The organism is Bacillus fonticola (genome assembly GCF_012955605.1).
GTDB lineage: Bacteria > Bacillota > Bacilli > Bacillales > JC228 > Bacillus_CG > Bacillus_CG fonticola.
In genome coordinates, this window is the sequence record NZ_CP052135.1 from 821,591 (window position 1) to 835,000 (window position 13,410).

Consider the following 13,410-nt stretch of genomic DNA (forward strand, 5'->3'; position numbering starts at 1 on the left):
CCTATTTTTTAAGGAGGTATTCAAATGTCTAAACGAAAGATAAAAGAGCCTGTTCGTAAGCCGTGGATTTGGATAGTTATGGCGGTCATTGTGATCGCTGGTGTACCTTTTTGGTATTCGGAAGATGCTATCGAACCGTTCATTTTTGGATTTCCTTATTGGGCGTTTATCAGTCTCGTGTTTATGCTCCTTCTCTGTGTCTACTTGTGCTGGCTCAGTCTAACCCAGTGGAATCTAATTGAAGAAGAGGAAGATGGACGGAAGGGGGATGAATAGATCATGAATGAAGAACTCGTCTTTGCCGGTATGGATGGTGTCGTCATTCTTATCGCATTTGCTGTCATTATGTTAGGTATCGGGTATTTTGCAGGTCGTGGGAAAGACTTGCACAATAGCATGAGCGATTACTTTTTAGCAGGAAGAGGACTCGGGATTGTCGCCTTATTCTTTACACTTTATGCGACACAGTATAGCGGCAACACGGTAGTAGGATACGCGCCAGCCGGTTATCGTTCAGGGTTTTCTTGGTTACAGTCGATTCCCTTTATGACGATCATTGTCGGTGTCTACCTCTTGTATGCTCCGAGAATGTATGTGATTGCGAAGCGACGTAACTACCTCACGCCAACAGACTGGATTAGTGACCGTTTTAAATCAAAAGGAGTAACGATTCTCGCGATCATCCTAATGTTATGGGGGTTAGGGAACTATTTGTTGGAGCAGCTCGTTGCGATTGGGCAAGCTGTGTCTGGTTTAACAGGCGGGACGATTCCTTATCATATTGCGGTAGTTGTCTTTATTATCGTCATGCTAGTTTACGAGTGGATGGGCGGAATGCGAGCGGTAGCTTATACCGATGTGTTTCAAGGGATTGTACTAATGGTCGGGATCTTTGCTTTGTTAGGGGGTGCCCTTTACCTTGTAGGAGGTAGCTTCGGTGATGTATCGCAATACTTAGCTGACAATGAGCCGGAAAAAATTGGTGTGCCTCCATTTGCTACGTCCATTAACTGGTTAAGTATGATTGTGCTAACCGGACTAGGTGCTGCCATTTATCCTCATGCGATTCAAAGGATTTATTCATCAAGAAGTGAAAGAACGCTTAAAAGATCATTTGCAGGGATGGCGTTAATGCCACCGATTACGACAGGATTAGTTTTCGTTGTCGGAATTATCGGAATTATGATGTTCCCTGGCCTTGATACACAAGGCTCTGAACAATTAGTTGGTCTCATGGCAAATGAAGTAGCCGGTATTAACCCGATCTTCTATTGGATTATGGTCATCATGTTCGGAGGAATTGTGGCAGCAATTTTGTCGACAGCTGACTCTGTGTTACTGAGTTTTTCCTCCATGGTCTCTAATGATATTTATGGGAAGTTTATTAACCAAAATGCATCAGAACAAAAAAAGATTATGGTAGGTAAGGTCGTTGGTATCATCGCCATCGGTATTCTGTTAATCATTGCTTGGAATCCACCGGGAACGCTGTATGAAATTTTTGTTCTGAAGTTTGAATTACTCGTTCAAGTGTTCCCAGCCTTCGTGCTCGGAATCTACTGGAAGCGACTTTCTGCTAAACCTGTATTCTGGGGAATGTTAGCGGGGGCACTCATAGCCGGTATTATGACGTTGACTGGGTATAAAACGTTTATGGGAATCCATGGCGGAATTATTGGCTTAGTCGTTAACTTTGCTATTTGTATTGTCGGTTCTTATTCTGTGAAACTTTCTCAAAAGCAAAAGGAAGAGCACGAAAAGATTACAAATTTTAATGTTCAAGCGTAAATCAGATGACAGTCCCCCACCACGTTAAAGCGGCGGGGGACTGTCACCGTAAGAGGTGTAGTGGATGTCTAGTCAAACAACTGTACTCTCTTCAAACACGAACGGGACAGGGCAAGCGTGGCGGATGCTTGCCTTGTTACTTATTACACAAATTTGTGTGGCACTCGTTGGACGCAGTCTCGCGCCACTCGGAGTGTTAATTGGAGAAGATTTATCGTTAACCAATGCGCAAATTGGGATGTTGCCAGCAGCTCTATTTCTCGGTCAATCATTTGTGAGTATACCGTCTGGATTACTCGTTGATTGGTTTGGATCACGTCGATTATTATTTGTACTGAGTCTCTGTTTAGGTGTGTCGTTTGCGTTTATGGCATTCGTCTCCACTTTTTGGCTACTGCTATTTTGGATTTTTCTAGGTGGGTGTGGGTACGGAGCTATGCATCCTACATCAAATCGCGGGATTTTGTACTGGTTTGACAAGCGCTCGAGGGGGACGGCGATGGGAATTAAGCAAATGGGGGTTACGGGCGGTTCAGCGCTGGCAGCAATCTTGCTATTGCCTCTAGCCGTGGCCATCGGATGGCAGTGGGCCCTCATTTTTGCTGGACTATTATTAGTCCTAGTCGGTTTTGTTGCCTATTGGCTTTATAGAGATCCCCCAACTATCCAGCCGCAATCCCAATCAGTGTCTAGTCTATGGGGGAATATGAAACGGGTGACGAAAGAACCACGTCTATTTCTGATCACCCTCGTCGCGTCTGGTTTGTCTTTAAGTCAGATGTGTATTAACACTTATATTGTGCTTTACGGGATATACGTTCTTAATTTACCGATTATAACGGCTGGAATGCTGCTCGTGGTATCTGAAATTGCAGGCTCATTGGGACGGGTCACATGGGGAGTGCTTAGTGATCGATACTTTGCTGGTGATAGAATAAAAGTGCTACTCATCATTGCGTCCTTGGGCGTGGTATGCACGTTAGCGCTCGCGTTTTTACCTAGTGATCGTTGGATTTTTCTCGTGTTTGTCGTCACAGCCTTGCTAGGGTTCTCTGTTTCAGGTTTTAATGGAATGTGGATGAATGCTGCATCAGAGTCAGTTCCGAAAGCACAAGCTGGTTTAGCTTCGGGCTACAGTCTTACTTTGGCATCTTGGGGTGTCATCATCGGGCCTCCTTTGTTTGGGTGGGTCATTGATGTAAGTGGCTCGTTCCGGTTGGCGTGGTTTGGGTTAGCGCTCGTATGTACGATTGTCTTTATTTTGTTAGTTTTCTTGATTCGTCATGTGAAGCGCACCGATGTAAGAAATGAAAGGAGTTTTGTCAGTTCATGAAATTTTACGCAAATGATTTACAAACAAAAGACCGATACAAGTTGTTGAGCGGTTCTGTTGTCCCGCGTCCTATTTCTTGGGTATCGACTGTAGATAGAGATGGTGAAGCAAATCTTGCCCCATTCAGTTTCTTTAACGTCGCATCTCGTGAGCCAGCGATGTTGTCGCTCTCGATTGGACCTGGGGTAGGGGATCGAAATGGAACAACGAAAGATACGCTTGAAAATATTCGTAACACAGAACAATTTGTGGTCAATGTTGTGCCGGCGACTCTTGCTAATGCGATGTACACGACATCGCTTAATGTGGCTACGGATGTCGATGAATTTGAGGAAGCTGGCCTAACAAAAGAAGCGAGTGACAAAGTGAAAGCTCCTCGTGTGAAAGAATCGCCGATATCGATGGAGTGCCAACTGGAGCAAATCATCCAACTCGGGACAGATTATCTCGTAATCGGTCGGGTGCTTGTGTTTCATATTGCTGAATCAGTGTATACACCGGATTATAAGATCAACTTGGATGCGCTCAATCCACTTGGGCGCTTAGCTGGTACGTACGCGCTTGGCGGAGAGCTTTTTTCTTTGCCGGACGACACGTTATCTGAAAGAATTGCCAAACGTAAGTAGAAAAAGGGATCGATCATGTTGTGTGATCGGTCCCTTTTGTATGTAGATTTTAAAGTTTTGTGATTGCCTGAAACGCCTCTTTTACTGCTATAAGCGTTTCGTTAATATCCTTTTCTGTATGGGCTGTTGTTAAGAACCATGCTTCGTACTTGGAAGGAGCGAGCATAATACCGCGCTTTAGAAGTTCCTGAAAAAGCTGCGCAAACTTTTCGCCGTCTGCTTCCTCTGCGCCTGCGTAATCTGTTACTTCTTTGTCTGTGAAGTAGACGGTGAGTGCGCCCTTCAGACGGTTGATTTGAATGGTGTGGCCCGTCCCCTTCGCCGCTTGCCAAATCCCCTCTTCTAATTGGGCTCCAAGCTTGTCGAGTTGATCATATACACCGGGTTGTTGCAATACTTCTAAGCAAGCGATGCCAGCGCGAATCGAAGCTGGATTTCCTGCCATCGTTCCGGCCTGATAAGCGGGACCGAGCGGGGCGACGGTTTCCATAATCTCTTTCTTCCCACCGTATGCACCGATCGGTAGACCGCCACCAATAATTTTCCCGAGTGCAGTAAGATCTGGTGTAACACCCACTAAAGTTTGTGCGCTTCCATAATGAAAACGGAACGCTGTAATGACTTCATCGTAAATAACAAGGGCACCATGGTTGTGCGCAATCCGATTGATGCTTTCTAAAAAGCCTTCTTTCGGTTCCACAATGCCAAAGTTTCCGACAATCGGTTCGACGAGTATGCAGGCAATTTCTCCACCCCATTGGTTCATTGCTTCGCGAAAAGCATCCGCGTCGTTAAAAGGTACAGTGATGACTTCTTTTGCGATTGCTTTTGTCACGCCGGCACTATCAGGGGTACCGAGTGTTGACGGGCCACTTCCTGCAGCGACTAATACCAAATCAGAATGCCCGTGGTAGCAACCTGCAAATTTAATGACTTTGTCCCGACCGGTATAGGCACGCGCGACCCGAATCGTTGTCATGACCGCCTCCGTACCAGAGTTGACAAAGCGCACCTTTTCCATAGAAGGAATGGCTTCTTTTAACATTTTAGCAAAGTGCACCTCATGGCGAGTCGGTGTTCCGTACAAAACACCCTCTTGAGCGGCACGATGGATCGCTTGTGTAATATGAGGGTGCGCATGTCCAGTGATGATTGGACCGTACGCAGCTAAATAATCTATGTACCGGTTTCCATCTACATCATACAAATAAGCGCCTTCCCCACGCTCCATCGCAATCGGACTTCCTCCACCAACTGCTTTATACGAACGGGATGGGCTGTTCACACCTCCGACGATGTGCTCTAGAGCCTGCTCGTGTAACGCTTCAGACTGTTTCCAATTCAAGTTTATCACTCCGTTAGTAAGTTTTACGCACCCCCCTATTCTATCATTAAGGCTGTTTTCTGAAAGATTGTTGCTTTATTAATGAAATCTCATTACACAGTAGCTATATGATGCGACATAAGACACCGCTCCGGAAATACACTTCGCTTTCCGCGGGCTCCGCGCTGAGCCCCGCGGAAAGCGTCCGCCTGCAGCGGAAATCAACATAGCAGTATGTCACATCATGGGATAACTGTTTAATAAAAACAACAAAGGATACGAAAAGAGCCATCATTAAAGAAGGCGTTTCAATATTTAGCCGACCAAGAAACAATTTTTCGACGCAATGGCACATCTCCATCTCAAAGTGGGAACCTCACCTAACACTAACAGTAGGAAAGGCATTGAAGTCATCAAGTTTCTTTAGTGTATGTGCCTATTTTTATAGACAAGGGGCGTTTGTCCAAACCCTTTACTGCATATCACATATTGTAAAGTAGGGCATACCTCCTCAAAACCCTTTAAAGGGCTGACATGCAGTGTTTCACTGCAAGTCAGCCCTTCCTTTTTTGAACAATTTATTTAATACCCAAGCCTATCCTTTGCTACAATAGAGAAAAAGGGAGGAGTGGGGATATGAAAGTGATCTCATCTTTGTTGCCAAAGGAATCATTGCAAGCAGCGTGTATGGAAAAGTTCCCAGACGATACGTTTGTGTTTGCAAAAGGAATTGAAAACTTAGAATCACATGTGGAAGATGCTGAAGTATTCATTACATATGCCGATGATGTAACAGAAGACTGGATCGATCGAGCGAAATCATTGCGGTGGATTATGGTAATGTCGGCTGGGCTGGATCGAATACCGTTTGATCTCATAGAAAAGCGGGGCATTTTAGTGACAAACGTGCGTGGAATTCACGCAAAGCCGATGGCAGAGTATGCGCTCATGTACTTTTTGGATCACATAAAGAATCGGGCGTTTTTTGAACAGCAACAGAAAAATCAAGTGTGGGATCGAACTGTCAAGCCTACTGAATGCTGTGATCAAACGCTTTGTGTTGTGGGAGCGGGGGCTATCGGTTCTGAATTAGCTCGTCTTGCAAAATTACTGGGTGTACGGACGGTTGGCGTCAATACATCAGGTCAAATGCGACCCCACTTCGATGAGATGTATGCGATATCAGGGCTTACTACGGCAGTACAAAATGCCGATTTCGTCGCATCAGTTCTGCCTAGTACGAACGATACGAAACACGTATTTGATGATAGCGTCTGGGGTGTGATGAAAGAGACAGCTGGCTTTTTGAATATGGGAAGGGGAAGCGCAGTAGACGAAGATTCGTTGTTGAATGCTCTCCGCGAAAGTAAATTGGCCCATGCCTATTTAGACGTATTTGAAACGGAGCCGTTGCCAGAGGATCATCCGTTTTGGACAGAACAAACGATTACGATCACTCCGCACATTTCCGGAACTTCTAAACATTATTTACCGCGTGCGTTCGAAATTTTCTCAAGAAACATGGAGTTAATTAAAGAACAAGGCTGGTCAGTGTCGCAACTCCAAAATGTAATCGATGGACAACGGGGTTATTAGCATGAAAATTTATACTAAAGGCGGAGACAAAGGGCAAACTTCTCTTATATACGGAAGTCGCGTATCGAAAAATGATGCGCGCGTTGAGGCTTATGGTACTTGCGATGAGGCCAATTCCATGATCGGTCTCGCGTTGAGTCACTTACCAGATAGAACCTATTCGGACGCACTCTTGAAGACTTTTCGGGAGATCCAAACCGCGCTTTTTCATGTTGGAGCAGAACTCGCCACACCGAAAGGGAAAGAGGTAAGGTGGACAGTAGGGGCAGAGGATGTCGCGCGCCTCGAACAGGTTATTGACCAGTTAGACGGGGAACTTGCACCACTAAAAAACTTTGTTCTCCCAGGCGGTCATCCTACAGGGGCAACACTGCACGTAGCCCGAACGATTGTACGTCGGGCTGAACGCCATGCCGTTTCCTTAGGAGAAGAAGTGGACAATGTATTTGTCTTACAATACTTAAACCGTCTCTCCGATTTTCTCTTTGTTGCCGCGAGATGGACAAATCAAAAACTACAACGAATGGAACCAACTTTACACGAATAGTTATTTTATAAATAGGTGTTCGTTGACAAACGAAGACAAGAGGGCGTACACTAATTATAAAGATTATAAAGTAATATTCATTACTAGAGAGTGAGGTGCATGACGGTGGCTGAAGCGCATTTACAAGAAGCTTTAACGACACTAAAAGATTCCGGCGTTCGGATTACACCGCAACGTCATGCCATTTTAGATTACCTCGTTCAATCCATGTCTCACCCAACTGCTGATGATATTTATAAAGCGTTGGAAGGGAAATTCCCGAACATGAGCGTTGCGACAGTATACAATAATCTCCGTGTTTTCCGGGAATCTGGATTGGTAAAAGAGCTCACATACGGTGATGCATCTAGTCGCTTTGACTTTGTAACGACAGAGCACTACCACGTTATTTGTGATTCCTGTGGGACAATCGTAGACTTCCATTACCCAGGGTTAGACGAAGTTGAGCATATCGCCTCCCACGTGACAGGCTTCCAGGTACGGCACCATAGGATGGAAATTTACGGTGTATGTGGTTCTTGTAGACAAAAAGATACTCATGAACAACTGTAAAAAACTGACCGGAAATGTAAACCGGTCAGTTTTTCTTTCGTGTTATATATCCGCGATCAGAGGCAGAAATCCGCGATCAGGGGCGGAAATCCGCGATCAGGGGCGGAAATCCGCGATCAGAGGCGGAAATCCGCGGTCAGGGGCGGATATCCGCGATCAGGGGGATATATCCGCGATCAGGGGCGGATATCCGCGATTAGGGGAATATATCCGCGGTCAGGGGCATATATCCGCGATCAGGAGCCGATATCCGCGATCGGGGGAATATATCCGCGATCAGAAGCAGATATCCGCGGTCAGAGGAATATATCCGCGGTCAGGAGGATATATCCGCGATCAAAGGAATATATCCGCGATCAGGGGAATATATCCGCGATCGGGAGGATATATCCGCGATCAGGAGCAGATATCCGCGGTCGGGGGCGGATATCCGCGATCAGGGGAATATATCCGCGACCAGAGGCAGATATCCGCGGTCAGGAGGATATATCCGCGATCAAAGGAATATATCCGCGGTCAGAGGAATATATCCGCGATCAGAGGAATATATCCGCGATCAGGAGCAGATATCCGCTAGAAATTGCAGAAGCGTTTTAAACGTGATGGAAAAATAAAAAGGGGCTACCTTCTTGTGAAGACTAGCCCTTTTGAGTGTGCTCTTTTTTTCGATTGTACGATTCGTTGAACTCTTTTCCGTCTAGGTTAGGATCAAGGGTGAGATATTCTTCACAATACATACAAATATCTACACGTCCGAGCACCTTGGTTACTTTATGGCAATTTGGGCAAGTCACTTGCACTGCCTTCGTAGACAACATGCCAATCCAAAAATAAACTACAGTACTAGCAATGATACATAAGAAGCCCACTAACATAAATACGGTCATTGCAATAGCAGATTCTCGAAAGAAAATTCCGCCGTACATAATAACTATTCCGATAAAAATCAAGGAAAGGGCAAATGTACGGATCTTATTAATTTTGCTAGAATAAGTTTTTGCCATGGGTTGACCCTCCTTACGAAACACTATACCACATTGAGGGGAAATGCTAAGAACATGTTGTTGAACGAAACAAAGGAAAAACTTGCAGGATAATCGCGATATCTGTCGAATTTGAATTCCAAAGCAATTAATGAAGTTGAAAGAAATTATCCCAACATGATGAGGGTAGATTGCCAATCATAGTTCTAACCTGCTTAAAAGAGATCATCGAAGAGCATACTTGCCCACTGATATCTTGTCGGCATCATTAATTTTTTCAACGAAAGACGTCTAATAAGTTTGGAGGATTCCAATTTGGAAAAACTTCTTCGTCCTATTTATCAAGAAAAAGCAAGCCACCCATGTACAATGGGAATCATCATGATTGAAAAAGACAAAAATGAATCTCCAATAACGGATGGGTTCGATGCAGTATTGTTTGTTATCACAAATAAAGGAACCCAAAAGACTATTGAAGCCAAGCACTACGTAATGGGTGAGCAAAAAGCGGCGCTATATATAGTTAGTGAAGAGAAAATGAGAGAGTGGCTCCTTCTAGGAAACAACCGCAAAATCTTTGACTGGCTTTACGGTGGGAAGGTACTCTTTGATCGAAACGAGTTTTTGGAAGAGCTAAAAGCAGAATTACGAAACTTTCCTTTTTACGGCAGAAAAGTGAAAATGGGGGTCGAGTTTGCTAAGCTAATTAGGCGTTATATAGATGGTAAAGACTTTTTCGAAAATCATCACTACTTAGATGCCTATAACCACATTATTCATTCTTTACATCACCTAGCTCGGCTGTCTGTGATCGAAAAAGGATTTCATCCAGAGGTAACTGTTTGGAAGCAAGTAAAGCAGATAGAACCAGAAATTTATAAACTATATGAGGAGCTTGTCACTAGTGATGAAACTATCGACAAGCGTCTAGAGTTATTGTTTTTAGCGAGTGAATACTTAATCCATTCAAAATTGTCTCTCGGTGCAGAGCATTTAGTACGTGTTATGGATGAACAAAAAGAATGGACAATCCAGCAATTCTACGAACACACCGAGTTGCAGATGTACTCAGTGGATCTACCAGTGTTTCTTGAATACCTTGTTGGTCGTAAAATGATCTCTATTCAACAGCGTGAATCGAAGGGTAAGGGAGTGTTTCATCGACATTACACAACCCAAATACCTGAGGAAGTTTAAAAAAATATCAATTTGTTATTGACGAATCAAATCTGGCTTGATATATTATTACACGTCGCCACGACAGAAACAGAATTTATTCTTGACTCTGCATGGCGATGTGTGTTACATTGAATTGGTCGCTTTCAGAGCGATTGTTGCTCTTTGAAAACTGAACACAAACCTGCTAGTAAGACCAAATCCAAATGGATAAGGTCGTCGTTGATTTTAAAGTAAGACAGTTAAGAGCTTGCTCTTTTTATGGAGAGTTTGATCTTGGCTCAGGACGAACGCTGGCGGCGTGCCTAATACATGCAAGTCGAGCGGACTTTAGGGAGCTTGCTCCCTAAAGTTAGCGGCGGACGGGTGAGTAACACGTGGGTAACCTGCCTGTAAGACTGGGATAACTCCGGGAAACCGGGGCTAATACCGGATGACCTTTCGGATCGCATGATCTGAAGGTAAAAGGTGGCTTCGGCTACCACTTACAGATGGACCCGCGGCGCATTAGCTAGTTGGTGAGGTAGTGGCTCACCAAGGCAACGATGCGTAGCCGACCTGAGAGGGTGATCGGCCACACTGGGACTGAGACACGGCCCAGACTCCTACGGGAGGCAGCAGTAGGGAATCTTCCGCAATGGACGAAAGTCTGACGGAGCAACGCCGCGTGAGTGAAGAAGGTTTTCGGATCGTAAAGCTCTGTTGTAAGGGAAGAACAAGTACCGTTCAAATAGGGCGGTACCTTGACGGTACCTTACCAGAAAGCCACGGCTAACTACGTGCCAGCAGCCGCGGTAATACGTAGGTGGCAAGCGTTGTCCGGAATTATTGGGCGTAAAGCGCGCGCAGGCGGTCCTTTAAGTCTGATGTGAAAGCCCACGGCTCAACCGTGGAGGGTCATTGGAAACTGGAGGACTTGAGTGCAGAAGAGGAGAGCGGAATTCCACGTGTAGCGGTGAAATGCGTAGATATGTGGAGGAACACCAGTGGCGAAGGCGGCTCTCTGGTCTGTAACTGACGCTGAGGCGCGAAAGCGTGGGGAGCGAACAGGATTAGATACCCTGGTAGTCCACGCCGTAAACGATGAGTGCTAAGTGTTAGAGGGTTTCCGCCCTTTAGTGCTGCAGCAAACGCATTAAGCACTCCGCCTGGGGAGTACGGCCGCAAGGCTGAAACTCAAAAGAATTGACGGGGGCCCGCACAAGCGGTGGAGCATGTGGTTTAATTCGAAGCAACGCGAAGAACCTTACCAGGTCTTGACATCCTCTGCTACCTCTAGAGATAGAGGGTTCCCCTTCGGGGGACAGAGTGACAGGTGGTGCATGGTTGTCGTCAGCTCGTGTCGTGAGATGTTGGGTTAAGTCCCGCAACGAGCGCAACCCTTGATCTTAGTTGCCAGCATTCAGTTGGGCACTCTAAGGTGACTGCCGGTGACAAACCGGAGGAAGGTGGGGATGACGTCAAATCATCATGCCCCTTATGACCTGGGCTACACACGTGCTACAATGGGTGGAACAAAGGGTCGCAAAGCCGCGAGGCTGAGCCAATCCCACAAATCCACTCTCAGTTCGGATTGTAGGCTGCAACTCGCCTACATGAAGCCGGAATCGCTAGTAATCGCGGATCAGCATGCCGCGGTGAATACGTTCCCGGGCCTTGTACACACCGCCCGTCACACCACGAGAGTTTGTAACACCCGAAGTCGGTGAGGTAACCTTTTGGGGCCAGCCGCCGAAGGTGGGACAGATGATTGGGGTGAAGTCGTAACAAGGTAGCCGTATCGGAAGGTGCGGCTGGATCACCTCCTTTCTAAGGAAAACTCGTCACTTAGGTGACGATACAAAACGACGCTAGCAGCGAACTTGTGTTCAGTTTTGAAGGGGCAATCCTTCAAAACATGTTCCTTGAAAACTAGATCATACGCAAACGACAATTCTTTTTGTAAAAAGAAAGAACACCGAGTCGTAGTTCAATCACCAAACAGTTGGTGTTGTCATATTCGCAGACAACGCAAAGCCAACTTATTTTTAACCACAATCTCCGATTGTGAGTTAAAAAAGTGCAGAAAAGCAAGAAGTTCGAGGAAGCTTCCTATGAAGCTAACGACGAAATTTGCCGCTTATATGCATTTTTTAGAGAAGTTAGTAAGGGCGCACGGTGAATGCCTTGGTACTAGGAGCCGATGAAGGACGGGACGAACACCGATATGCTTCGGGGAGCTGTAAGTAAGCTTTGATCCGGAGATTTCCGAATGGGGAAACCCACTGCCCGTAATGGGGTAGTATTCTTACCTGAATACATAGGGTAAGAAAGGCAGACCCGGGGAACTGAAACATCTTAGTACCCGGAGGAAGAGAAAGCAAATGCGATTCCCTGAGTAGCGGCGAGCGAAACGGGAACAGCCCAAACCAAGAGGCTTGCCTCTTGGGGTTGTAGGACACTCTATACGGAGTTACAAAGGAACAGGGTAGACGAAGCGATCTGGAAAGGTCCGTCAAAGAAGGTAACAACCCTGTAGTTAAAATCCTGTTCCCTCCAGAGTGGATCCTGAGTACGGCGAGACACGAGAAATCTCGTCGGAATCCGGGAGGACCATCTCCCAAGGCTAAATACTCCCTAGTAACCGATAGTGAACCAGTACCGTGAGGGAAAGGTGAAAAGCACCCCTGGCGGGGAGTGAAAAAGATCCTGAAACCGTGTGCTTACAAGTAGTCAGAGCCCGTTAAAGGGTGATGGCGTGCCTTTTGTAGAATGAACCGGCGAGTTACGATTTCATGCAAGGTTAAGCTGATAAAGTGGAGCCGCAGCGAAAGCGAGTCTGAATAGGGCGAATGAGTATGAGGTCGTAGACCCGAAACCAGGTGATCTACCCATGTCCAGGGTGAAGGTAAGGTAACACTTACTGGAGGCCCGAACCCACGCACGTTGAAAAGTGCGGGGATGAGGTGTGGGTAGGGGTGAAATGCCAATCGAACCTGGAGATAGCTGGTTCTCTCCGAAATAGCTTTAGGGCTAGCCTCAAGTAAGAGAGTCTTGGAGGTAGAGCACTGTTTGGACTAGGGGCCCTCATCGGGTTACCGAATTCAGACAAACTCCGAATGCCAATGACTTGTTTCTTGGGAGTCAGACTGCGAGTGATAAGATCCGTAGTCAAGAGGGAAACAGCCCAGACCGCCAGCTAAGGTCCCAAAGTATACGTTAAGTGGAAAAGGATGTGGAGTTGCTTAGACAACCAGGATGTTGGCTTAGAAGCAGCCACCATTGAAAGAGTGCGTAATAGCTCACTGGTCGAGTGACTCTGCGCCGAAAATGTATCGGGGCTAAACGTATCACCGAAGCTGCGGATTCCGTAAGGAATGGTAGGAGAGCGTTCTAAGGGCTGAGAAGCAAGATCGTAAGGACTTGTGGAGCGCTTAGAAGTGAGAATGCCGGTATGAGTAGCGAAAGAAGGGTGAGAATCCCTTCCACCGAATGCCTAAGGTTTC

11 protein-coding genes and 2 rRNA genes (1 of these 13 running past the window's edge) are annotated in these 13,410 nt (G+C 46.1%); 11 read left to right on the forward strand and 2 right to left on the reverse strand.

The genetic code is table 11. The features are described from left to right. Window positions 1-24: 24 nt before the first annotated feature. The 4 genes from HHK01_RS03990 (at window position 25) to HHK01_RS04005 (ending at window position 3,747) form a co-directional block, all read left to right on the forward strand. Complete coding sequence (locus HHK01_RS03990) at window positions 25-276, forward strand: hypothetical protein (protein WP_170006528.1); 252 nt, start codon at window positions 25-27, stop codon at window positions 274-276. Window positions 277-279: 3 nt separating this feature from the next. Continuing rightward, a complete protein-coding gene (locus HHK01_RS03995) occupies window positions 280-1,788 on the forward strand; it encodes a sodium:solute symporter family protein (protein WP_170006529.1) in 1,509 nt (502 codons plus the stop codon). 64 nt (window positions 1,789-1,852) lie between these two features. Continuing rightward, complete coding sequence (locus HHK01_RS04000) at window positions 1,853-3,121, forward strand: MFS transporter (RefSeq protein WP_170006530.1); 1,269 nt, start codon at window positions 1,853-1,855, stop codon at window positions 3,119-3,121. Continuing rightward, window positions 3,118-3,747 (forward strand): flavin reductase family protein, encoded by a 630-nt coding sequence (locus HHK01_RS04005; protein ID WP_170006531.1) that lies wholly within the window; start codon window positions 3,118-3,120, stop codon window positions 3,745-3,747. Before HHK01_RS04000 ends, HHK01_RS04005 begins: the two co-directional genes overlap by 4 nt. A 49-nt stretch (window positions 3,748-3,796) precedes the next feature. Here the strand turns inward: HHK01_RS04005 and HHK01_RS04010 are convergent, their stop codons facing one another. Then, the gene (locus tag HHK01_RS04010) at window positions 3,797-5,092 is read right to left on the reverse strand and encodes a glutamate-1-semialdehyde 2,1-aminomutase (protein WP_170006532.1); all 1,296 of its coding nucleotides are present in this window, start codon (window positions 5,090-5,092) and stop codon (window positions 3,797-3,799) included. 615 nt (window positions 5,093-5,707) lie between these two features. On the opposite strand from HHK01_RS04010, the gene HHK01_RS04015 reads away from it, so the two are divergent. The 4 genes from HHK01_RS04015 to HHK01_RS04030 all read left to right on the forward strand — a co-directional run bounded on the left by HHK01_RS04015 (window position 5,708) and on the right by HHK01_RS04030 (window position 8,363). Continuing rightward, window positions 5,708-6,667, forward strand: a complete 960-nt coding sequence (locus tag HHK01_RS04015) for a D-2-hydroxyacid dehydrogenase (protein WP_170006533.1) — start codon at window positions 5,708-5,710, stop codon at window positions 6,665-6,667. 1 nt (window position 6,668) lies between these two features. Next, on the forward strand, window positions 6,669-7,214 hold the full coding sequence (locus HHK01_RS04020) for a cob(I)yrinic acid a,c-diamide adenosyltransferase (RefSeq protein ID WP_170006534.1): 546 nt from the start codon (window positions 6,669-6,671) through the stop codon (window positions 7,212-7,214). A 99-nt stretch (window positions 7,215-7,313) separates the two neighbouring features. Further along, window positions 7,314-7,766 (forward strand): peroxide-responsive transcriptional repressor PerR, encoded by a 453-nt coding sequence (gene perR / locus HHK01_RS04025; protein ID WP_407646927.1) that lies wholly within the window; start codon window positions 7,314-7,316, stop codon window positions 7,764-7,766. A 39-nt stretch (window positions 7,767-7,805) separates the two neighbouring features. Further along, entirely contained in the window at window positions 7,806-8,363 is a 558-nt protein-coding gene (locus tag HHK01_RS04030; protein ID WP_170006535.1) for a hypothetical protein, read from the forward strand. 41 nt (window positions 8,364-8,404) lie between these two features. Here HHK01_RS04030 and HHK01_RS04035 read toward each other — a convergent pair whose 3' ends face one another. After that, complete coding sequence (locus HHK01_RS04035; RefSeq protein ID WP_170006536.1) at window positions 8,405-8,770, reverse strand: YgzB family protein; 366 nt, start codon at window positions 8,768-8,770, stop codon at window positions 8,405-8,407. Between the two features lie 294 nt (window positions 8,771-9,064). On the opposite strand from HHK01_RS04035, the gene HHK01_RS04040 reads away from it, so the two are divergent. The 3 genes from HHK01_RS04040 to HHK01_RS04050 all read left to right on the forward strand — a co-directional run. Then, entirely contained in the window at window positions 9,065-9,946 is an 882-nt protein-coding gene (locus HHK01_RS04040) for a nucleotidyltransferase-like protein (RefSeq protein WP_170006537.1), read from the forward strand. Between the two features lie 237 nt (window positions 9,947-10,183). Continuing rightward, window positions 10,184-11,734, forward strand: a 16S ribosomal RNA gene (locus HHK01_RS04045). Between the two features lie 325 nt (window positions 11,735-12,059). Further along, a 23S ribosomal RNA gene (locus HHK01_RS04050) occupies window positions 12,060-13,410 on the forward strand; it runs 1,574 nt beyond the window's last position. Together the 16S and 23S rRNA genes form the textbook arrangement of a ribosomal RNA operon.

What these genes read in the sequence shown, in the direction of transcription:
- HHK01_RS03990 (WP_170006528.1), top strand. Translation starts at nt 25, where the DNA reads ATGTCTAAACGAAAGATAAAAGAGCCTGTTCGTAAGCCGTGGATTTGG.
- HHK01_RS03995 (WP_170006529.1), top strand. Translation starts at nt 280, where the DNA reads ATGAATGAAGAACTCGTCTTTGCCGGTATGGATGGTGTCGTCATTCTT.
- HHK01_RS04000 (WP_170006530.1), top strand. Translation starts at nt 1,853, where the DNA reads ATGTCTAGTCAAACAACTGTACTCTCTTCAAACACGAACGGGACAGGG.
- HHK01_RS04005 (WP_170006531.1), top strand. Translation starts at nt 3,118, where the DNA reads ATGAAATTTTACGCAAATGATTTACAAACAAAAGACCGATACAAGTTG.
- HHK01_RS04015 (WP_170006533.1), top strand. Translation starts at nt 5,708, where the DNA reads ATGAAAGTGATCTCATCTTTGTTGCCAAAGGAATCATTGCAAGCAGCG.
- HHK01_RS04020 (WP_170006534.1), top strand. Translation starts at nt 6,669, where the DNA reads ATGAAAATTTATACTAAAGGCGGAGACAAAGGGCAAACTTCTCTTATA.
- perR (WP_407646927.1), top strand. Translation starts at nt 7,314, where the DNA reads ATGACGGTGGCTGAAGCGCATTTACAAGAAGCTTTAACGACACTAAAA.
- HHK01_RS04035 (WP_170006536.1), bottom strand. Translation starts at nt 8,770, where the DNA reads ATGGCAAAAACTTATTCTAGCAAAATTAATAAGATCCGTACATTTGCC.